The sequence below is a fragment of the Microcoleus sp. B3-D7 genome (genome assembly GCF_036705305.1).
Lineage (GTDB): Bacteria > Cyanobacteriota > Cyanobacteriia > Cyanobacteriales > Microcoleaceae > Microcoleus.
Genome location: NZ_JAUBUE010000030.1, coordinates 19,378 through 42,441, shown reverse-complemented (window position 1 = coordinate 42,441; position 23,064 = coordinate 19,378). Strand labels below are relative to the sequence as shown.

The window sequence follows — 23,064 nt, the reverse complement described above, 5'->3', positions numbered from 1 at the left end:
CGGTTTAGGATTATCTCTCACTCGCGCTCGCATTGTCCAACAACACCGTAGCACTTTAAAGGTAGAAAGCGAAATGCGAGTTTCTACGGAATTTTTCCTTACTTTGCCCAAACTTTAATCCTCGCGATCGCCATTTCTATTGATCAAGATTGAAATACCTTTACTTTAGCCCAAAATGTGATACCCTAAATATTTGTATTATCTAAAATTTTTACAGTTGTCAAAAATCGCAAAAATCGGGCAAAAAGTCTCCGCGCGTGCGGAAGCTATCCCGAACGCGCGTGCGGGCTCGTTGCGGTAGGGAATCCCCCTTGAGTTGAGCCCATTTAACCACAGCCTGCAACTACCTCAACTGTTTGACCGAAAACTAACCTCTGATTCGGTGAATTTTAATCAGTTTTAAAAATCCCATCCCTCGCATGAAATAACGAGAAGGCAAGGAAAAATCTCTAAAATTTCTGCTGATCCTAAAGATTGTAAAAAATCTAATTTAGGAGAGATAAATCGAGCATTACTTAAAACTTTATAAAAGGCGATCGCGTAAGTTTAAACAAATTCAAATAAAGGCGTTACCAACAGGATATTTTCTCGCCAACACAAGGAAACCATTAATCGAGTTTGGGGTAATAATAAAAAGGTGACAATTGCAACCCAATGCGAACAAAAAAAATGTCAAAATTAGTCAGAGACGCTCCTCCAGCTCGCGAAATGGAACCGGGTTTCTTGTTTCCACTTTCGGAGTTTTCCTGAGTTAATTACGTTAAGAAACCGGGTTTATGGGTAAGTTTTGTTAGCATTAGTCCCACTAATTGACAATTAATGAAGTAGCAAATTATGCAACTTTTTCAGTAAATATACGGGAGCTAAGATGGTCGATAGACCTCCAAATATCGAAAAAATACGGAAATGCAGTGTGAGTAGCTGCTAAGTGCTAGCAGAATGAGGAGAATATGTTCTTTGCCTTTTTGAGTTACCAGGCTCAACTTGCAGAGCGCTATTGAGATGCCATCAACCTCGATAACAAACCGCAAAATAACTAAATAAAAATCATTATGTTTCATGAATACCTGTATCACGAAGTCAGCAACCTGCGCGAGAAACTAGCTCACCTAGAAAGAGAAACGCAGTCTCAAACCTGGTTCAAAAAGCTGCAGGCGCTGATGGGAGTTATTAGCAAAATTCGTGAATCCCTAGACTTAGAAACAATATTCACAATCACAGCCACCGAAGTTCGGCAACTCCTAAATGCCGATCGAGTCGCCATCTACCGCTTCTTTCCCGAATCCGAATGGAATGAGGGCGAAGTAGTGTCCGAAGACGTACTGCCCCAATACAGCCCCTCTTTGGGAAGCAGAGTCCGCGACAATTGCTTTGGCGAACAATTTGCAGCCAACTACACCAAAGGTTACGTTCAAGCAGTCACGGACATCTACAAAGCCCGGTTGAGCCCTTGTCACCTCAAAATCCTCAAGCGGTTTCAAATCCGGGCCAACTTAGTCGTACCGCTACTGCAAGGGCAACATTTGTGGGGATTGCTGTGCATTCACTCCTGCGGTCAACCCCGCCAGTGGCAAGAAGACGAAATCGAATTTGCCAGACAAGTAGGCGACCATTTAGCCGTTGCCATCTACCAAGCCGAACTGCACTTGCAAACCCAGAGGCAAATAGCAGAAATCGAATCCGCGCAGCAGAAACTCCGCGACAGTGAGCAAAAATATCACCAAATTCTCGATTCGATCGGCGATATGGTATTAGTCAAAGGCCCCAAATCCAAAATTGTTTGGGCAAATCAAGCATTCCGCAACTATTACGGCATGACTGAAGAGGAACTTCAAGGCATAGTAGACGCACCTTTCGCCGATACCGACAATACTCTCCAGTACATCAAAGATGACGCCTTCGTCTTTGAAACCGGACAGACTCTGCAAATTTCCGAAGAACCGGTGACGCGCTACGACGGAGAAGTGCGGCTGTTCAGCACCGTCAAAACACCGATCCGCAACGCAGACGGCGCAATCGTCATGACTGTCGGCGTCTCCCGCGACATGACGGAACGCAAAAAAACAGAAGAAGCGGTCAAAGCCAGCGAAACCAAATACCGCAGCCTGGTAGAAACCTCCCAAGACATGATTTGGTCGGTCGATGCGATCGGGCGCTATACCTTCGTCAACCCAGCAGTTAAGTACATCTACGGTTACGAACCAGAAGAAATGATCGGTCGGCCCTTCTCCGACTTTGTGACACCAGAACAAAGCCAGAAAGATTTAGAAGTGTTCGCCCGCCTGTTTGCCGGAGAATCAATTTTCCAGTACGAAACCACCCAAATCGCCAAAGACGGTAGCATGAAACATTTGATGTTTAACGCCATCGGCCTCTACGACGAAACCGGAAACTTCCTCGGCACCACGGGCACAGCCACCGACATTACCGATCGCAAGCGAGCAGAAGCAGCCTTACAACACGCCAACGCAGAACTAGAGCGCAGAGTAGAAGCACGCACGGCAGAACTGCGCCAGACTTTTGCCGCCCTCACGGCCAGCGAAGCCAGGTTCCGGACGATCGCGGCCACCATCCCCGGAGCTCTGTTTCAGTTTTGCAACCGGGACGGAGTTTGGCAAGTTGACTACGTTAGCGATCGCATCTTCGATCTCACGGGCGTCACAGCAGCAGAAATGACGCGAGACTTAAATACATTCATTTGTCGCATCCACCCCGAAGACTCGGAAAGCCACCTCGCTTCCGTCAACGAAGCCGTAGAAAATCTTTGTCCCTGGCACTACGAAGGGCGGTTAGTCAAGCCCGACGGTGAGATTCGCTGGTGGCAGGGCGACTCCATGCCCACCCGCAGCGAGAACGGCGAAATAATATTTTGCGGCGTTTTGCTCGACATCACCGATCGCAAAGTTGCCGAAACCGCCATCCGCAACAGCCAGCGGCAGCTCAAAGAAGCCCAGAGACTCGCCCATGTCGGCAATTGGGAACTTGACGCAGCCACCGAAACCCTCACTTGGTCGGAAGAACTTTTCCGCATCTTCGGGCTCGAACCGGCCCCCATCGCGCCCAACATAGCCGAACAGGTAGCTCTGATTCATCCAGAAGATTTGGAATTGTGGCAAACTCAAGTGCAGCAGGGACTCGCAACAGGCATCCCTTTTGAGTTTGACTTTCGCCTTTACCGTCCCGACGGCATCTTGCGACACGTGAACGCCCTGGGCAAAGCCGAAACCGATGTGAACGGCAAGGTTGTAAAACTGTTCGGTACGGTGCTCGACATTACCGATCGCAAAACCGCCGAAGCAGCACTGCGGCAAGCAGCAGTCGAGTTAGAAGACAGAGTGAGCGATCGCACGGCCGAACTTTCCCAAGCAGTCACCCAATTAGAACAAGAAATTGGCGATCGCAAACAGGCAGAAGCAGCGCTGCAAGTTTCCGAGCAAAACCTGCGGACGATATTTAACAATGTTTACGATGCTATCTTCATTCACGATTTAGAAGGAAACATTCTCGATGTCAACAATCGAATGTTAGAAATGTACGGAGTGAGCCCGGAACAAGCAACAAAATTATCAATTAAAAACGACTATTCAACACGCAGCAATCCCATTGAGAAAATGGAAGAACTTTGGGAAAGAGTATTAGCCGGCGAAACAGGTCGCGTGGAATGGAAAGCGAGGCGTCCCAACGACGGTTCAACTTTTGATGCAGAAGTGGCCCTGTCCAGAATTAATCTCAACGGCAATCTCAGCATCATTGCCAACGTCCGAGATATTAGCGATCGCAAACAGGCAGAAGCAGAACTGCAACACGCTCAAAATTTTATGGAATCAGTCCTCAAAACCATACCCGTAGGAGTGGTTGCCAAGGATGCCCAAGAACTGCGCTTTGTTCTGTGGAACCCAGTAGCTGAACAGTTGCTCGGTTTCAGTGAAGCAGAAGTTATCGGCAAAAATGATCACGACTTTTTCCCAACAGAACAAGCTGATTTTTTCACCGCCAAAGACAGGGAAGTGCTCAACAGCGGGCAAATTGTAGAAATCGCCGAAGAAGAGATTGAAACCAGCCAAAGAGAAATGCGGATATTTCATACCAAGAAAACATCAATCCTCGATGCTGATGGGAAACCGCAATATCTATTAGCTGTCATCGAAGACATTACCGATCGCAAGCGGGGAGAAATTGCCTTGAGGCGATCGGAAGCCCGACTCAGGCAGCAAGCCGATCGAGAAAAATTGCTCAACAACCTCACGACTCAAATCCGCAATTCCCTCGATTTCGACAGCATTATTGCTGTCGCCGTCCAAGAAATTCGGGCTTTCATGCAGATCGATCGGTGCTATTTTTCCTGGTACCGCCGCGAACAAGAAGAGGCTTTTTGGGAAATTATTCAAGAATCTCGCAGAAGAGAACTTCCCGATTTAATAGGTTGCTATAAAGCTTCTGACTTCGGCACTATAGGAGAACAGATGTTGCGTCTAGAAACGCTGCAAATTGATGATGTCGGAGCGCTCGCAGACCCTGTTTGGAGAAAGTCTCTTAATTCTATGGGCTACCAATCTGTGTTGGCAATTCCGATGCAGGCACTTTCGGGAGTAGTGAGCGTTGTTACCTGCGCCCACTCCGCTGCTGTGCGACCTTGGAGCGAGGGCGAAGTAGAATTATTGCAAGCGGTTACAGTTCAATTGGCGATCGCTCTCAACCAAGCCGATCTTTACGCCCAAACTCGCAATAAAGCTCGCGAATTAGAGCAAACCTTGCAGAAATTAACCAGCACTCAATCGCAGTTAATTCAAAATGAAAAAATGTCAAGTCTCGGTCAACTTGTGGCAGGAGTCGCCCACGAAATCAACAACCCAGTTAACTTTATTTACGGCAATCTCAGCCACGCCAACGACTATACCCAAGACTTGCTGCACCTGATCGAACTTTACCAAAACCACTATCCCGATCCAGTCCCGGAAATTCAAGAGGAAGTAGACAATATTGAACTCGACTTTTTGATGAAAGACTTGCCAAAGTTGCTTGCTTCAATGAAAGTCGGTGCAGACAGAATTCAACAAATTGTTGCTTCTCTCCGCACATTTTCCCGCATGGACGAAGCGGAAATGAAAGCAGTCAACATCCACGACGGCATAGATAGCACCCTGATGATTTTGCAGCATCGGCTCAAAGCTAAACACAATCATCCAGAAATTGAGGTGATTAAAGAATACGCTCAACTGCCCTTAGTAGAATGTTATGCCGGACAGTTAAATCAAGTATTTATGAACATCTTGAGCAATGCTTTGGATGCTTTGGAAGAACGGGACCTGCGCCGTTCTGCTGAGGAAATGCGGCAAAAGCCCAGCAACATCCGCATCCGCACTGAAATATCGCCAGCGGGCAAAGTAATCATTCGGATTGCTGACAACGGGCCGGGAATACCGGAGACTGTCGGCACTCGGCTTTTTGACCCATTTTTTACCACTAAACCTGTGGGTAAAGGCACTGGGATGGGGTTGTCGATTAGCTATCAAATTGTTACAGACAGACACAATGGGTCGCTGAAATGCACTTCTTCGCCGGGACAGGGTACAGAATTGGTGATCGAAATACCCCTCAAAGCTAATTGTTAATAGGGAATTGGTAAGTTGTAAGTTTTAATTGGCAATTGGCAATTGCGAAAGTGTTACTGTGCGTCAGCTTTGTAATTCTCAACCATATCAATTCCGGTAGCATCGTCGTCGGACGTAAAATTTCCTCAACAATCAGTAATCAGGGACGGTACAACCGGAATTGATCTCATTCATCTGCGTTACTCAGTGTTAATCTGCCCTCATCTGCGGTTTAAAAAAGAGAATTTTTCTGACCGCAGATGACAAGGGATTAATGCGGATTCACGCAGATGAAGAATTCCGATGCTAACCAATTTGATATGAGCACCGAAAATCTAATTTTGATGCACCATTTATTCCCTGGTGCATCAGTTTTGAGATTGTGAGTTTGTAGCAAAAATGTCTTCACGGGGTGAGGCACTATTTACCAATCCGTCCCTCACTCATTCCATAATTGCTCTATTACCGAGATTTATCAGGATTTCTGTCACGGCAGAACTGTCCAAAGGTTTAGAAAACCAATATCCCTGAGCTAATTCGCAGTCGAGTTCTCGAAGCTGTGCTAACTGTTCGCCTGTCTCTACACCTTCGGCGATCGCATTCAATCCCAAATTGTGAGCCAAAGTTACGATCGCCCGCACAATCTGCAAAGGCTGACCCCCGTCGTCACCGTTTTCGGCAGCCCCCAAGCGGCTCACAAAAGATCGATCGATCTTCAGTGTATCCAGCGGAAAACGGTGCAAGTAACTCAAAGACGAATAGCCAGTACCGAAATCGTCGATCGACAATCGAATATTTCTACCTTTTAATTGGGCTAGCACAATATTGGCTTTCTTGACATTTTCCACGATCGCGCTTTCAGTAATCTCCAATTTTAAACAGCTCGAATCGCAGCCTGTTTCTGCTAAAATTTCATCGATTTCATCGATTAAATTCGGCATACCTAACTGTTTAGGAGAGAGATTGACGCTCATTGTTAATTGCGAAGGATCAATAATGGGTAATTTAAAATTCGGAATTGGTACCTGGGAAGTTGTACTGAACGTAGCCGAAGTATTGGTAATTGGGAATTGGGAATGGGTAATAGATGAGTGGAAATCAGTAATCGGGAATTGGTAACTGGGAATTGGTAATTTTTTACCGATTCTTTCTTCCCTGTGACCAATATTGGGGCTAGGCTCAGTAAAAGTTCCGTGTTCCTCATTCCCTGTATCTGTTACATCAGTTAAATTCCCTCCATTGCCCGTTGCCCTCTTCTCTGTTGTTACCCTGAGCGAAGTCGAAGCGCCTTCTTCCTTCTTGTTACGCTGAGCTACTCGCCCTGAGTGCAGCCGAAGGGAGTCGAAGGGCCTTGTTCCGACTTCCATGGGACTTCTTCCCTGTTGCTCGGTTAACATTTCTTGCCAAATCCGCAATTGCTGACAAGCTTCCCGCAACACCCAGGCTCCCAGAGGCACGATCAAACCTGTTTCTTCAGCTACAGGGATAAAAGTAGACGGCGGAACTAGACCCCGAACAGGGTGGTGCCAGCGCACCAAGGCCTCAAAACCTTCGAGCGCACCGCTGGCGATCGAAACAATCGGTTGGTACTGCACAATAAAGTGCGAACGTTGATCCTTGCTCTCTCCTAATTCCTCCTTGCCCAAAATAGCCAACCGCAGGTCAGTTTCTAACTGCAACAGCGACATAGTTTGGTCGTGCATCGCCAAATTAAACACTTCGTGGCGGGCCTTACCCAAAGCTTTAGCGCGGTACATAGCGATGTCAGCATCGCGTAGGAATTCTTCGGGGTGAGTGTACGAATTTAATTCGCCACTGGCGGTGGCTTCGCCTCGACTGAAAACAATGCCAATGCTAGCGGTGGTAAATACTTCGTGTCCTTCGAGATGAAACGGCTTCGTCAGTTCTTTTTGTATCTTTTTAGCTGCGAGGGTGGCGTCACTGAGGCTCTGAATGTGGTCTAGCAGGATGGTGAATTCGTCTCCCCCCAGTCGGGCGACGGTATCAGAAACGCGGACGCAGGTTTGCAGTCGCTCCGCGAGGGCGATTAGCAGTTTGTCTCCTAAAACGTGTCCTAAAGAATCATTAACTACTTTGAAGCGGTCTAAATCTAGGAAAAGTAAACCAAATTTGTAATCGGGGGACTGATTGGATCGGCGGATGGCTTGTCCTAGCCTGTCGATGAACAAAACCCGGTTGGGCAAACCCGTCAGCGCATCGTGAAAAGCGCCGTGCAGCAGTTGCCGTTCTACTCGCTTGCGCTCGGTGACATCTCGGATAATAATCTGGCCAGCAGTCGAGCCTTGATAAATAGCGGGGATGCCCGCCATTTCAACGTCTATTATTTGTCCGTCGAGCCTCATCAGTTTTTGTTCGGCAAGGTCGAGTGGCTGATTTTCTATCTCGACTAGCCGAATGCGCTCTGTGGCTATTTCCACATAGTTTGGATGGACGAAATGCAATATGGGAAAGCCGATTAGCGCATCGGGAGAGTTCGCACCGAGGAGTTTCGCGCCGGCAGCATTGATGTAGGCGATTTTCCCTTGACTGTGAACGGCGATCGCTTCGGGAGATAGTTCTACTAAACGGCGATAGCGTTCTTCACTTTCTTTGAGAGAGACTATTAACTCGCATCGCTCTTTTTCAGCTTGCTGGCGTTCGACTTCCATTTGGTGAACCGCCAGAATTTTGCCAATACTTTGAGCCATCAATTCTATAATTTCTATTTCCTCGTACTTGAACTTTCTTTTCTTTATTTCTGGCGAACTAAAACTCAACGTGCCGTAAGTTTTATTGTTAACAAATATCGGCGTTCCAATGTAAGATTCCGCCTTGCAGTTCTGATAAGCAGGATGTTCGCGCATCTCAATATCTGCTCCTATATGAGAATACGCAACTGTTTTGTTAAGTTTAATGACTGCGGCGCAGTAAGTATCGCTGAGGTTCAATTCTAAGCCTCGCACGAAGTATTCTAAATCGCTTTTAGCTGCTCTGACAATAAAAGTCTCGTTGTCAACTTCAGCCATGATGCCCATAGAAAGTCCAAACATCAAACAGCCTGCTGTTAGATAATCGTCAACCAGTTCTTCAAAGTTTTGATAATGATAAGTTGTAATCCGATGCAAATGTTTGAGATTAGCGCTAAATGCTGCTAAAGCTTGAGAATTTACAAATAATTCTTCTTCCGAGCGCTGGCGGTCGGTAATGTCTGTTTGTACTCCAATAAAGTGGGTTAAGTGTCGCCGCGAGTTGTAAACTGGAGCGATCGAAAGTTCGTGCCAAAAAGGAGTGCCGTCTTTCCGAAAGTTGCGTAATATAACTTGAGATTCTCTGCCTTCTTCAATCGCAATTCGCAATTGTTTGGCAGCGGGGGTGTCAGTGTCTGTACCCTGCAAAAATCGGCAATTTTTCCCCATTAACTCGTCTCTGCGATAACCAGTAATCCGCTCAAAACTGGGATTGACATAAATAATCGGATTATCTGCAACGGTTGCGTCGGTGATTGCAATGCCGTTGCTGCAACTTTCGATCGCCCGTTCCATCATTTGTAAGCGCTCTTGCGATAGAATGCGCTCGATCGCCGCAGCTAACAAGTTGGCGATGGCTTCTACAAAATAAACGTCATCTTGGCTGAAAACGCGCCTTTGGCTGGTATGAACCCCCAAAATGCCCCAGGCCTGCGAGGACGAACTGTTTGTTGGTTCTGCTTGTCCCCAGTTGCTTCCCAGTTTTCGATTGCCGGGAATAATTACAGTAACGCCGCTGACAGCCCGGTGGTTGTGTAGTAGCGGCAACTCGCTAAAGCGCGTTTCCACCCGCAAATCTTCGACGATTGTCGGTTCGCCCGCTAGCAATGTGTAACCTGCTTGCGATCGGGCAGAAGCGGCAACAGTAGCGCTGCCGACGAGGCCCTGCTGCCAGCCCACCCCCGCTCGCAGCAGAAAAGCATGACCGGAGGGCAACAGTTCTAACAACTGGCAATAATCAACGTCCAGGGTTTGAGCAATTAAAACCGCAGCTTTGTCCATCAGTGCAGACAAATCTGTTTCTGCCAGGGCCTGCTGCCCCAAGTAAGCGACGGCCGCTTGCTGGCGGGCCCGCGAGTGGATTGACGTGAGCAATTCCTGCTCCTTCGCGGCGGCTCGTTTCCGATCGGTAATGTCGCTGAACACCGACAGAACAGCTTTCCCCGACACCAATATCAGATACCGCATCGATACACTTGCCCAAAACAGCGTGCCGTCAGCTTTTTTAAGCCGGACTTCTCTCTCGCAGACGTGTTCGTTGCGGGCGAGCCGCAACAGCAATTCCTGGCGATCTGCAGGTTTGTGGTAGAGTATTTCGGCTTTTTGGCCGTCGATCGGCTTGAAGGCTGTGAACCCGAAAGCCTGACGGCATAAATCGTTACTATAAAGAATTGTGCCGTCCGCCAGACTGCTGACGATCAGTGGCATTGGCATCGAGTTGGCGATCGTCAGCAGTAATTCTTTGGTTCCTTGCAGCTCTTTGTACAAGTCTGGCTTGGAGGTCCAGCCGTGACAGTTTTCAGAGTTTTCAGGGATAAAACTTTCCATTGTTTAATCGATCCATTAGCAGGACAACTTTTTTAAACTTGTGGTAAATGACGATTTCCGATGCAGAGCATTGGTAACAACTGAAGACTTAATGTCATTTGTCAGTCAGTAAGATTACTCAAAAAAACTGCTTTTCTAGGAGTAGAAAATTCGCGATTTGGGAGTGGGTGGGTCTAAATATGGCACTCGGCATGATTCCTCGATCGCGCCAATCTGAGTTTTGTACCCACAATCCGAGTAAATTCTGAGCATAATTGCTCATTGACAAATGCTTCCCTAGCTTTAGTTGTTAGGGATGGATGCAGAGGACGATCGATCGTAGCCCACAACACATTAATCTTAACCACAACAATGCAACTGACGGCCTCTACACTGCTCGGCTGGAGTGCGATATCGTACACTCGGAATGGAGAACACATCTATCTTTGGTATGACAATCTACTGTTTTTAAAGTTGCGTTAAGTTTTTATAAGAGCGAGGTACTTTACTCAATGTGCAGCGGAAGCTCCTAATCTAAAAAGTAAAGTCACCTGCTTGCCAACCACTGAATATTATCCGAGGAGAGAGGAGAAATGCTTGAATCTTACCGCCGTACCGCTGCCGAACGGGCCGCTTTGGGAATTCCACCGCTGCCGCTAGACGCCCAGCAAACGTCGGAACTGTGTGAACTGCTGAAAAATCCGCCGGCTGGAGAAGAAGAGACCTTAATAGAATTATTGCGCGATCGCGTCCCGCCAGGAGTAGACAGCGCCGCCTACGTCAAAGCTGGTTTTTTAACTGGCATTGCTAAAGGCGAAATCCACAGCCCCTTAATTGCTCCCAAATGGGCAGTTTACCTGCTGGGGACAATGATGGGCGGTTACAACGTCCAATCTTTAATCGATTTGCTCAATCCTACTGCCGAAATCGCCATTCCCGCCACCGCCGCCCGGGCACTGAGCAAAACGTTGTTAGTATTCGACGCTTTCCACGACGTTATAGCTTTGTCTGATACCAATCCCTACGCCAAACAGGTAGTCGATTCTTGGGCGGATGCCGAGTGGTTTACAGGCCGTCCTGTCTTGCCAGAAGCGATTACCGTTACAGTCTTCAAAGTTCCTGGAGAAACCAATACTGACGACTTATCGCCTGCACCTCATGCTACCACGCGGCCCGACATTCCCCTACACGCTTTGGCGATGCTGGAAAGTAAGATGCCAGGAGCTTTGCAAACCATTGCAGACTTGAAGCAAAAAGGTCATCCCGTAGCCTATGTTGGTGATGTTGTCGGTACCGGTTCGTCACGAAAATCGGCGATTAATTCCGTGCTCTGGCACATTGGCAATGATATTCCGTTTGTGCCGAACAAGCGCAGTGGCGGTTATATTTTAGGAAGTGCGATCGCCCCGATTTTCTTCAATACCGCTGAAGATTCCGGCGCTTTGCCGATCGAATGCGATGTCTCCAAAATGGAAACAGGAATGGTGATTATCATCCATCCATACCAAGGCGAAATTACCAACGAAGCCGGAGAAATCATCTCCACATTCACCCTCAAACCCGACACAATTCTAGACGAAGTTCGCGCAGGTGGCCGAATTCCGCTATTAATTGGACGAACTTTAACCGACAAAACCCGCGCAGCTTTAGGACTCGCACCTAGCACTATTTTTACCCGTCCCACAATCCCAGTAGATACGGGAAAAGGCTTCACTTTAGCGCAAAAAATGGTAGGCAAAGCTTGCGGTTTGTCAGGCGTTCGTCCCGGTACATCTTGCGAACCAGTCATGACAACAGTCGGCTCGCAAGATACCACCGGGCCAATGACTCGGGACGAATTGAAAGAACTTGCTTGTTTGGGATTTAGCGCTGATTTGGTTATTCAAAGTTTCTGCCACACCGCCGCTTATCCAAAACCAGTGGATGTCAAAACTCACCATGAATTGCCCGATTTCATGGCAGAGCGCGCAGGCATAGCTTTGCGCCCCGGAGACGGCATTATTCACTCTTGGCTGAACCGAATGTTATTGCCGGATACAGTGGGAACGGGCGGCGATTCTCACACTCGTTTTCCTTTGGGAATTTCCTTTCCTGCGGGTTCGGGATTGGTGGCATTTGCTGCTGCTTTGGGCGTCATGCCTTTGGATATGCCGGAATCAGTTTTAGTGCGGTTTAAAGGCGAATTGCAGCCCGGAGTAACGTTGCGGGATGTTGTGAATGCAATTCCCTATGTAGCAATTCAAAAAGGTTTGCTGACAGTCTCGAAACAGAATAAGAAGAATGTCTTTTCTGGGCGGATTATGGAGATTGAAGGTTTGCCCGATTTGAAGGTCGAGCAGGCTTTTGAATTGACCGATGCTTCTGCCGAGCGTTCTTGCGCTGGATGCACGATTAAATTGAGCGTAGAGACTGTTTCGGAGTACATTCGCTCCAATGTCGCGCTGCTGAAAAACATGGTGGCGCGGGGCTATCAAGATGCGCGGACGATGATGCGCCGCGTAGCGAAGATGGAGGAATGGCTGGCAAATCCGGTGCTGATGGAGGCGGATGCTGATGCGGAATACGTTGAAATCATCGAAATAGATTTGAACGACATTACAGAACCCATTGTGGCGGCTCCGAATGACCCGGATAATGTTAAGTTGTTGAGTGAGGTTGCGGGCGATCGGGTTGACGAAGTATTTGTCGGTTCCTGCATGACAAATATCGGTCACTACCGCGCCACAGCGAAGGTGTTGGAAGGTGCAGGGGAAGTGAAAACTCGCCTGTGGATTTGTCCCCCAACTCGCATGGACGAACAACAACTCAAAGAAGAAGGTTATTACAGCATTTTTGGAGCCGCTGGAGCGCGTACAGAAATGCCCGGTTGCAGTCTTTGTATGGGCAATCAAGCGCGGGTTAAAGATGCGACAACGGTGTTTTCAACTTCTACTCGCAACTTTAACAACCGCATGGGCAAAGATGCACAAGTTTATCTCGGTTCGGCGGAATTGGCTGCGGTTTGTTCGCTGTTAGGTCGCATTCCTACAGTCCAAGAATACAATGACATTGTGTCGAAGAGAATCGATCCTTTTGCTGGGGATTTGTATCGGTATTTGAATTTCGATCAAATTGCAGGTTTTGAGGATGAAGGCAGAGTGATTGCTTTGGAAGATATGCCTCGAATTGAGGATATTTTGGGAATTCCAGATGGTGTGTTGAGCAAGTAAAAAGTGCGGCGGGCTAGGGCCCGCCCTTTGTTTATAATAGGAGTAGGGGTTCACGCCTGCATCTCTAATTCACGTCCAGGATATTGATCGACCCGCCCCCCTCCCTTTTTCGTAAATCAATTGAACTTCATATAAATCTGAGAAAGGAGAAAAGTGATTATGCCTGACCAAGCTTTAATCAGGGAAAGCCAAGCGACAGCAACTTCAGCGCCAGAAACTCGCATAGGCGAAGAAATTGTAGATTTTTTGCGGGAGATTCAGCAAACTCCGAGAGAATATTGGCCAAACTTACTTCAGATGATTCGGCTATTTCGCGAAACAGTAGAAATGAAGCCAGGAACCCCCGATACTTCGATAAAAGCTACAGACGAAATTAAGACCATCGATCCCCTACAGCAGCACGAAGCTCTGAGCAAATTGCTACAGTCTTGGGTTGACGATGGAGATGAACACGAGCAAACAGAAACCGCTGAAGTTCTCCGCAAGGCACTAGAAGAAAATTCCGTGCATATATAAGATCATTCCATGAGCCGAATAGTGTTCTTAGATTCTGGGCCGTTAGGAATTGTTACCAATCCCAAAGCCACATCTCCTTTATATCAAGAGGGTAAACTTTGGCTGCAATCTTTGCCACTGAAAGGTTACATTGTAATACTCCCTGAAATTGCTGACTATGAGGTGAGGCGCGAATTAATTCGTGCAGGTAAGGCGGCCGGCATTAGACGACTTGATGAACTTAAATCGCAACTTCCCTACCGTCATTTGACTACAGAGGTAATGCTTTTAGCGGCTCAGTTGTGGGCTGATTCGAGAAGGAGAGGAAGACCAACAGCCGAACCTAATGCACTTGACGGGGATGTGATTTTGGCGGCGCAAGCAATATTGGAGGCAAGTGAAGGCGATGAGGTGGTAAATGCTACAACAAATGTGGGGCATTTGTCGCAATTTGTTGATGCTCGCGAGTGGCGACTAATTGAGTAATGTTTAAATCGATCGCACTTACCCTATCCCTGTTATACTTTGAACTACAGCTATTTTTGCAAACACCGTTGGCGAGATAAACAGGATGGTGGAAACAGTGGACACAATCGAAAAAATTGACGATCGCACACAAACCCGCTATTGGGGTCAAGTTACAGTCATAGACGCGGGCGATCGTTATAAGATCAATCGCATTGAAGTCAAGCCGGGGCATCACATCAGCACCCAAATGCACTATCACCGCAGCGAGCACTGGGTTGTTGTCTCCGGTACCGCTAAAGTTATCTGCGACGACAAAGAGACGATTCTCATGCAGAAACAGTCAACCTACGTTCCCATGAATACTGCTCACCGCGTAGAAAATCCAGGCGTTATTCCTCTGGTGATGATTGAAATCCAAAATGGTGAATACCTCGGCGATGATGACATTATCCGCTTCGCCAAAGATGCTAACGAGGAAGATTGATCCTAGATCCAAATATGAAGCAATCGCAGACGCCAGGGAAAAGCTTCGCACACCGAACAATGACCGAAAGCATCCAGGATACAAGCCCTCGGATTCATCCGTGGAGAAATAAAAAAAACCTGTATCCGATGAAACTTGCCCCCCGGATTTATCCGTGGGGTCAATGCTTCAATTTTTTAATCTAAAATCTAAAATCTAAAATCGATTGACCTACGCAGCGACCGGAAACAAGATAAATCATACAATTAAAACTATAGGGGCAATTTCAGAATTGCCCCTACCTTATTATATTAAGTTTGTTAAGCACCAGCATTTGATATAGCAATTGGCGATCGTCCTACGGCAAAGAAGCGTTTTCTAAATCTACATTTGCCATATTGGCATTCTTTAAATTAGCACCTGTCAAGTCTGAACCGTTCAAATTGGCACCGTTCAAATTTGCATTGGTCAAATTTGCATCCCGCAAGTTGACTCCCTGTACGTCTATTCCCGACAAACTGCCACCTCTGAGGCTGATATTAGCTAAATTCGCTACAGACTGGCGAGCATTTCTCAGGTTTGCACCCGCCAAATTGGCGCTTTCTAAATTAGCGCCGATTAAATTAGCGCTGGTGAGGTTGGTATTTTTCAAACTTGCAATCACTAAACCCGCCAAACTCAGATTAGCGCGGCTCAAATCAGCACCCTCCAAATTAGCCCCGTGCATTTTAGCCCCAATTAAACTCGCACCTTGCAATTTAGCTTGTTTCAGATTTGCTTCATTCAGTTTGGCTTCGTCCAAATTTGCACCGTTCAAATTTGCACCTCTGAGATTCGCACCGCTCAAATCTGCCCCGCTCAGATTCATACCAGCAAGTTGCGCTCCTGTCAAGTCGCATTGGTTACATTTTTTAGTTTCTAATAATTGCTTGACGTGGGATACGTTTTCTGCCTTTACTCCCGAGGCTAAGCCCATCGCAATTACCAGCCCTGTTGTTGTTAAAATCCCAAGTTTCATATACCCACCCTCAGCAATATCTCTCTTTTAATAATATCCCACATTATTAAATAGGTTAGGGTGATCAGTCTCTTTGATAAACTGTGACAATCATCACCCTATTGTGTACAAAATATGCAATAATTATTGACGTTTCAACTCCCCTCTATTATTGTAACGAATTATTGCTTTTTCAGGAACCAAAAAGGAAAAGATTGCGTCGGTTCTAGACGGACGCCGGTGATGCTGTTCTGAGCAAAAGTATAGTCCTTATCCTGCCAAAGAGGGATGAAAGGTACATCTTTACCCAGTATGTCTTGAATTTCGGCAAATATGGCTTTGCGGGTTTCAGGGTTTGTTTCTTTGCGCTGCTTGTCGATCAGTTGATTTACCTGATCGCTATAATAAAACGAACCCTGACCTTGACTTTGACCCTTGGAGCAGCCCTCAGCCTCGGAACCTGTCGCACAATCTAAAAACGGGTGGATGTAATTGTCAGCGTCAAAAAAGTCGGCGGACCAATCCACTAAAACCGCAGGATAAATTCCCTTCTCTATGTTTTGAAACAAAGTCGGAGATTCCACGCTGTTAATTTCTACCTTCATTATCCCGTCCATTTTGAGTTTAGCTTGCGCCTCCATCATGCTCACCACTAAAGCTCGTTTTGTGGAAGATGAAGCATACCAAATTGGCAGAACGAAAGGATTTGTGGCCGAGTATCCCGCTTTCGTTAAAAGTTCCTTAGCCTTTGTCGTGTTGGCATCACCGTAGAGTTCTTTAAAAACCGGTTTTTGAACGTCGAAGTTTGTGGGAATCAGACTGTAAAGCGGTTGTGCTTGTCCCCGCAGTACGCGCTCGTTAATCACCGGGCGATCCATCACTGCTGCGATAGCCTGTCTGACTTCTAACTTGTCCAGCGGTTTAGACTTGGTATTCAGCGTTATGTAATTAACCGTACTGCTTTCCCCCGCGATTTCCTGCCATTTCCCTTTTTTTGCTCCCTCGTCCAAGCTTTGAACTTGGTCTGCATCCAGAGACAAATAAGCCACATCAACGGCACCAGTCTGAAAAGTATTGAACAAATTTGACGAACTAGAAAGCAGCAAAATGTCAATTCCTTGATTAACCGGCTTTTCCCCCCAATACTTTTCAAACACGTCAAACTTGAGAGAATCGCTGCCGTACTTCGCCAGCTTGTAACGTCCAGTTCCCACAAACGAATCGGGTTTAAATTTACCCTGTCCAATCTCGTATGCTTTCGGAGAAACTGCACACATACCGGAAAATGTCAACAGGGAAGGAAAAGCAGAAAAAGGCTTTTTGAGTTGAAAAGTTAATTCATATTCGCCCGTGGCTTTCACCGATTCTACTGCATCGCTCAACAACATAGCCGGACTGCCACCATTTTTGATAAACCGCTGCAAGGAAAATTCCATTGCTGCGGCGTTAAACGGTGTGTCATCGTGAAAAATAACGCCTTGACGCAAGGGGATTGTATATGTCAATCCGTCTTGGCTAACTTTTGGCATTGCTGTCGCTAAGTGGGGGATTAACTTTGTAGTTCCAGACTCGTAGGTGTAGAGAGTGTCGCCCAAATTTCGCAGCAATTGTCCTGATAATGTTTCGTAACCGTCCGCAGGGTCGATCGTCCGCAATTTCAAGGTTGTGCCAATAGTAATGCGGTTATTAGCATTTTCGCCGCTCGCATTCACCGATCGACGTGATCCCTGCCCGCAACTTGCAGTTAACAAGCAGCACAGAAAGAACAGAGCTATCGCTTTAATCACTGAAGGTTTTATATGTATTCTAGGCTGGTGCTTGTTAATTCCCATCGTCTTTTTTTGACACTCCAAATTATTGATTATATTATCAGGACTTACGCACTGTTAGACTAGAAACCGGATTTATTGATAGATTCTCCTGTAATACAAATATCGCTGCCTAACCAGAGCAACTTAAAAGCTTGGTGGTGTCCGCTCGGTCTGAGATCCTTCGGCTCAATTTTTATAGCTGGCTGGCTCATGAGTGTTCTTGCTAAGAAGTGCGGCGATCGTCTTAATTAATTTATCCGGTTCGATCGGCTTTGCCAGATGTCGGTGAAATCCAGCTTGCAAAGCTTGCTTTTGATTAAACTCCCCCGCATAGGCAGTCAGGGCGATCGCGGGAATCAGCCCACCCCGTTCTGGCGGCAGAGCTCGCACTTGCCGCAACAGCATATAGCCATCCATCCCCGGCATTCCAATGTCGCTCAACAAGACATCTGGCTGGAAATTAGTCAACGCTGTGAGAGCTTCTTGAGGGACAGCAACAGTCAGTACCTCTGCACCTGCATCTTCTAGCGAAAAGGAAATCAAGTCTCGCATATCCGGCTCATCATCTACAACCAGTATCCGCATCCCCGATAACGGTTCATCCGCAGTCGATCGTTCGGAAAGTCCTGCAAGAGAGTTTTCTTGTCCCTTTACCTTCTCTGATAGCGGCAGTCTTACAGTAAAAGTAGCTCCTAGCCCTTCACCCGGGCTATCTGCCCCAACGGTGCCGCCGTGCAGTTCCACTAGATGGCGCACGATCGCCAGCCCCAATCCCAAGCCCCCAAACTTGCGGGTTGTGGCGCCATCTTTTTGCCGGAAGTAGTCAAACACGTAGGGTAAAAACTCCGGTGCGATGCCAATCCCTGTATCCGCAACCGTAATTTGAGCTTGATTGCCAACACGAGTTAAGCGCACCTCAACCCGCCCTCCGGCTGAGGTGAATTTGACCGCATTGGAAACAAGATTCCAGATTACTTGCTGCAAACGGCCCGAATCCCCCAAAATCTGTCCCACCTGAGGATCTAACACAGTCCGAATATCAATGGATTTGGCAACTGAAGCCAAATTGACGGTTTCGATCGCCGATTCCACCGTTAAAGCTAAATCGACTGGACGCATATTAAGACTGAGCTTGCCTTGAAGAATTTTCGAGACATCGAGCAAATCTTCAATCAGTTCACTTTGCAGCTTGGCGTTGCGTTCGATCGTCGCTAACGCCTGTGCAGTTTTGGCCGCATCCAGCTTGCCAGTTTGCAGCAGCTTTGACCAGCCCAGGATGGGATTGAGGGGCGATCGCAATTCATGGGATAGTACCGCTAAAAACTCATCCTTGATCCGATTTGCCTGTCTTAGCTGTTCCGCTTGCTGCTGGAGTGAATCGTTCAGGTTTGCCCGTTCCAGAGCGATCGCGATCTGGTCACAGGTCGATCGCAGCATATCGATTTCTGCAGGCGTAAAGTGCGTCCGAGTCCGGCTGGCAAATGAGAGCGTTCCTAATAACTGCCCTTGAGCGATTAACGGTTGACCCGCGTAAGCCGTGATGCCCATTTCATAGGCGACTTTAGCATTCGGATGAGTGGAGAGTTCGGCTTGATTCAAGACAAGTTGCTGCTGCGTTTGGGCAACGAGTCCACAGAGATATTCCCCTAATTCGATCCATGCGAGCGCCTGCGCCCTTTCTTCAGAGATGCCATCATAGTTTCTCAAATGCAGCATCCGGCGGTTGTCTTTTTCTTCCACCATGAAGTTGTAGTAAAAGTGCAGATCGAGTTGCACAGCAAGTTTGCGGAATAGCGTGTCCATCAAAGCCAGAGGCTTTTCTGTCTGCATCAGATCGCGGGTAGTTTCATACAGCAATTGCAGTCGCTCACTTGCTTGCCGTTGTGCGGTCTTGTCCTGCATGATTTTGACAAATCCCTGCGGACAATCCGCTTCGTTAAGCAGGGGCATCATCAATCCACTGGCCCAAAAGCGATTCCCATCTTTGCGGACGTGCCAGCGTTCGTCTTCTGCCCGTCCTTGCAGTAGAGCCGTTTGCCTCTCGTGCTCGGGTTGTCCTTGTTCGTTATCTTCGGGCGTGAAGATCATCCTAGCGGGGCAACCAATTGCTTCTGTCTCGGTATAGCCCAACAACCTTTCTGCCCCTGAGTTCCAACTGGCAATGATGCCGTTAAGGTCGAGGGTGAAGATGGCATAATCTTTGGCGCTTTCAAAGATCAGACGGAGGCGGGATTCACTCTGGCGCAGGGCTTCCTCAGCTTGCTTGTGGTCTTCAATATCGACACAGGAGCCTATGTACCCCAAGAACTGGTCTTCCAATCCGTAGCGAGGAACAGCTTCATCCATAACCCAACGGTATATGCCATCAAAGCGTTTCAAGCGATATTCCATCTTGAACGGTTGACGGGCATCAAAGGCAGTCACATAGGTGCCTAAACACCGATCGAGGTCGTCGGGGTGGACTCCTTCTGCCCAACCATTGCCGCTTTCTTGCTCGATCGTCCGTCCCGTAAAGTTTAGCCACGGGAGGTTGAAGTAATAACAGAGTTTATCGGTGCCAGCCATCCAAATCAGCACAGGGGCGGCATCTGCCATCAGCCGGAACCGTGCCTCACTTTCCCGTAGTGTGGCTTCGGCTTGTTTGCGATCGGTGATATCGTTGACCAGTGCTACAAACCCTTCAACTTTTCCCTGGCTATTGAAGCGGGGAACATAGGTTGCATTGACATAACGGGTTACACCATCTTTGTAGGGAATTTGGGTTTCAAAGGTCACTTCCTCTCCTGCCAAGACTTGCTCAACATAAGGACGAATCCCTTGATAGCCAGTTTCACCTAAAACCTCTCGGAGATGCTTGCCGTAGATTTCTTTTGCCTGAGGTCCAAACCATTCTTCATATGCTCGATTGTGGAAGCGGTAGCATTGATCTGAGTCTACCAAGCAGATCAAGGCAGGCACGGCATTGGTGACTAAACGAAGTTCTGCTTCTCGTTGTTGCAATACCTCCTCGGCAAGTTTTCCATCGGTGACATTTCGGAAATAAATGGTAATCCCGTTCGCGGCAGGGTAGGTGCGAACGTCATACCACCGATCGTGGTCGGGATAAAACGCCGTGACTGATAAAGCCGCGCGCTCGTTGGCCACGCGCCGATAAACCCGCTCAAACTCGCTGCCCTTGAGTCCTGGGAATTCTTCCCACAAATTCTTCCCCATCAGATCGCCCGAAGTGCGGTCTAGCAGAATTTCCGCTGACCGATTCAGGTATGTGAAACGCCAATTCTCATCCAGGGAAAAGAATCCATCATCAATGCTTTCCAGAATGTTCCGACTCTGCTCTTCGCTTTGACGCAACGCTTCTTCGGCTTGTTTGCGATCGCTGATGTCGATTAATACGCCCCGCGTCGAAATTAGGATGCCCTCAGCGTTGTAGGCGCAATCGCCCTTTGCCAAAATCCAACGAACGGTGCCATCTGCCCACAGCGTCCGATACTCTATTTCAGTATGCGGTTGATTCGCTTTTAACTCACTGAGGACGGTGTGAAGGAATGGGCGATCGTCGGGATGCACGGCTTCTAAAAACACCTGCATCGACATTTCTGTATTGACAGGTAAACCAAACATCGCTTTGGCTCTATCCGTAAAACTCAGCGTGTCTGTTTCTATATCCCAATACCACAAACCAAAATTGCCGCCTTCGCAAGCCAATCGGAGCTGTTCTTCGCTCTCGCGCAACGCCTGGAACGATCGATCGCGCTCGAAGGCGATGCTGGCAACTTGGGTGCCGAACTCGGCGAGTTTATGTTCCCAATCCGTCGGCCTCCGCGCCTCGCTAAAGCACAGCATCAGCGACCCCAGAGCTAGATTGTCCTGCCTGAGCACGGGCTGAGAATGACACCCTAGAATGCCATGAGCCACGCATAAATTTCGCCATGCTTGCGACCAGCGATCGTCGTTGGCAATGTCGGCGCAGGTCACGGGCTGACCGCTATACAATGCTTTGCCACAGGTTCCAATGCACAAATCGTTAATCGGAGCATCTTGGAGTCCTTCACTAAAAGACGGTGGAAAGTCTGGAGTAATTGATCTCTTAAACGTCAGCCCCTGAGCATCTGCTAGCAGGAAGCCCGCGCGGGTACCCGGATTCAGCCTGGATACTGAGTCACACACGGCTGCCAGACAGTCGTCTAGTGGCTGTCCGAATGCGATCGACTCCAGCAGTCGTTTCTGCTCGATTAGGAGGAGTTCCGCCTGTTTGCGATCGGTAATGTCAGCAAGCACAACGGTCAGTTCACTGGGCGAAGGGTAAATTCGATGGTTGTGCCAACCTTTCCAAGGTGAGTAGAGATAATCAAACTGGAGCGGCGTTTGTGCGCGCATTGCCCGATGAAACTGCACGTAAGCATCGGTGTCAACTGCAGCGGGAAATAGCTCCCAAACGTTCTGACCCAGAATCGCTGACCGCGGCATTCCAACCATTTCACAGTAGCGATCGTTGGCATAGGTGTAGCGCCAATCGCGATCGAGGATGTAAAACCCATCGTTGATGCTAGAAAGTACCGTTTCTAGCTGTTCTTGCGCCTCAGTCACCGCAGCTTGTGCTGCTTCGCCCTGCATCTGTTGTTCTAGTTCCATTGCCTGCTGTAAATTTTGCAAGGCTGCTTTCGCGTTTTTTATAGCAGTGCGCCACGATAGATTGAGTGAAGCGATCAATCCTGCCGCGATCGAAAACATACCCAGCCGAACAATTGTCTCTACATTAGCGATCTGTAAGGAATATAACGGCTCAATAAAAAAATACTTAATTGCCAGCGTAGATAAAATTGTTGCCAGAAACCCAGCCCCGAAACTGCCATACCAGGAACTCACCATCACCGCGATGAAAAACAGGGGCGTCGTGGTTGGGTAGATCCACGGTAAAAGCGATCGGGTTAGCGCCAGTGCCAGAGCCACGGAGAGGGTCGCCACACCATAGGGAAGTAGTCGAATATTTCTGAAAATGCTGTTGATTCCCTCTACACTCACCCTTTGTACTCCTTATCCGAAAATATCTTGCTCGCAGCGCCTTACTGCATTCGCGAAGCGTTGCATCTGACGAATTACCTAACTCATCCAGCAATATCTCAATTTGCTTGAGTGGCAAGCGAGAAGTTGTAGCGTGTCCATTTTCCCAACGATTAAACGATTAATCGGGGTAAGGTCATCCCTAATTCATTCGCCAACTTTTTCTGAGACAGGTTCAGCGCGCGCCGCCGTTCTCGCACCAAATTACGGATCGCTGGTTTTTCCGCCCTAAGCTGTTCTATTTTGAGAACCCTCAGAAGTAACAAGTATAAAGCTATTTATATTTTACACCTTTTACAGATTTTAGGAGTCAGTCACCACTCTCAAGATATATTTTAGTTGTAGTGTCTTGAAAATATAAACGCTTCATTTTAAAACCCAGTGTCGTACCAGGGATAATTTGGCTTTTCTTGAAA

Annotated in this window: 10 protein-coding genes; 5 read left to right on the top strand and 5 right to left on the bottom strand. The window is 47.8% G+C overall.

Translation table 11 applies throughout. The features are described from left to right. The first annotated feature begins 1,052 nt into the window (after positions 1-1,052). Positions 1,053-5,612 carry a PAS domain S-box protein gene (locus QUB25_RS19525; protein WP_333185239.1) on the top strand — a complete coding sequence of 1,520 codons (4,560 nt, stop codon included), beginning with the start codon at positions 1,053-1,055 and terminating at the stop codon, positions 5,610-5,612. Between the two features lie 422 nt (positions 5,613-6,034). On the opposite strand, the gene QUB25_RS19520 is transcribed toward QUB25_RS19525, so the two are convergent. Next, the gene (locus QUB25_RS19520; protein ID WP_333185237.1) at positions 6,035-10,165 is read right to left on the bottom strand and encodes an EAL domain-containing protein; all 4,131 of its coding nucleotides are present in this window, start codon (positions 10,163-10,165) and stop codon (positions 6,035-6,037) included. 173 nt (positions 10,166-10,338) lie between these two features. Beyond that, positions 10,339-10,584: a hypothetical protein gene (locus QUB25_RS19515; protein ID WP_333185235.1), complete on the bottom strand. Its 246-nt coding sequence runs from the start codon at positions 10,582-10,584 to the stop codon at positions 10,339-10,341. 153 nt (positions 10,585-10,737) lie between these two features. Here QUB25_RS19515 and acnB point away from each other — a divergent pair, with 153 nt between their 5' ends. The 4 genes from acnB to QUB25_RS19495 all read left to right on the top strand — a co-directional run bounded on the left by acnB (position 10,738) and on the right by QUB25_RS19495 (position 14,800). After that, complete coding sequence (gene acnB / locus QUB25_RS19510) at positions 10,738-13,353, top strand: bifunctional aconitate hydratase 2/2-methylisocitrate dehydratase (RefSeq protein ID WP_333185233.1); 2,616 nt, start codon at positions 10,738-10,740, stop codon at positions 13,351-13,353. A 159-nt stretch (positions 13,354-13,512) separates the two neighbouring features. After that, entirely contained in the window at positions 13,513-13,869 is a 357-nt protein-coding gene (locus QUB25_RS19505; RefSeq protein ID WP_333185231.1) for a hypothetical protein, read from the top strand. Between the two features lie 9 nt (positions 13,870-13,878). Continuing rightward, entirely contained in the window at positions 13,879-14,334 is a 456-nt protein-coding gene (locus QUB25_RS19500; protein WP_333185229.1) for a nucleic acid-binding protein, read from the top strand. Positions 14,335-14,419: 85 nt separating this feature from the next. Then, positions 14,420-14,800 (top strand): cupin domain-containing protein, encoded by a 381-nt coding sequence (locus tag QUB25_RS19495; RefSeq protein ID WP_445242214.1) that lies wholly within the window; start codon positions 14,420-14,422, stop codon positions 14,798-14,800. Between the two features lie 337 nt (positions 14,801-15,137). Here the strand turns inward: QUB25_RS19495 and QUB25_RS19490 are convergent, their stop codons facing one another. From QUB25_RS19490 to QUB25_RS19480, 3 genes are all read right to left on the bottom strand, one after another. Next, positions 15,138-15,797: a pentapeptide repeat-containing protein gene (locus QUB25_RS19490; RefSeq protein WP_333037700.1), complete on the bottom strand. Its 660-nt coding sequence runs from the start codon at positions 15,795-15,797 to the stop codon at positions 15,138-15,140. A gap of 161 nt (positions 15,798-15,958) precedes the next feature. Then, on the bottom strand, positions 15,959-17,608 hold the full coding sequence (locus tag QUB25_RS19485) for an ABC transporter substrate-binding protein (protein WP_333037701.1): 1,650 nt from the start codon (positions 17,606-17,608) through the stop codon (positions 15,959-15,961). A 165-nt stretch (positions 17,609-17,773) separates the two neighbouring features. Next, positions 17,774-22,609, bottom strand: coding sequence for a PAS domain S-box protein (locus QUB25_RS19480; RefSeq protein WP_333185226.1), 4,836 nt, complete (start codon positions 22,607-22,609; stop codon positions 17,774-17,776). Positions 22,610-23,064 lie beyond the last annotated feature (455 nt).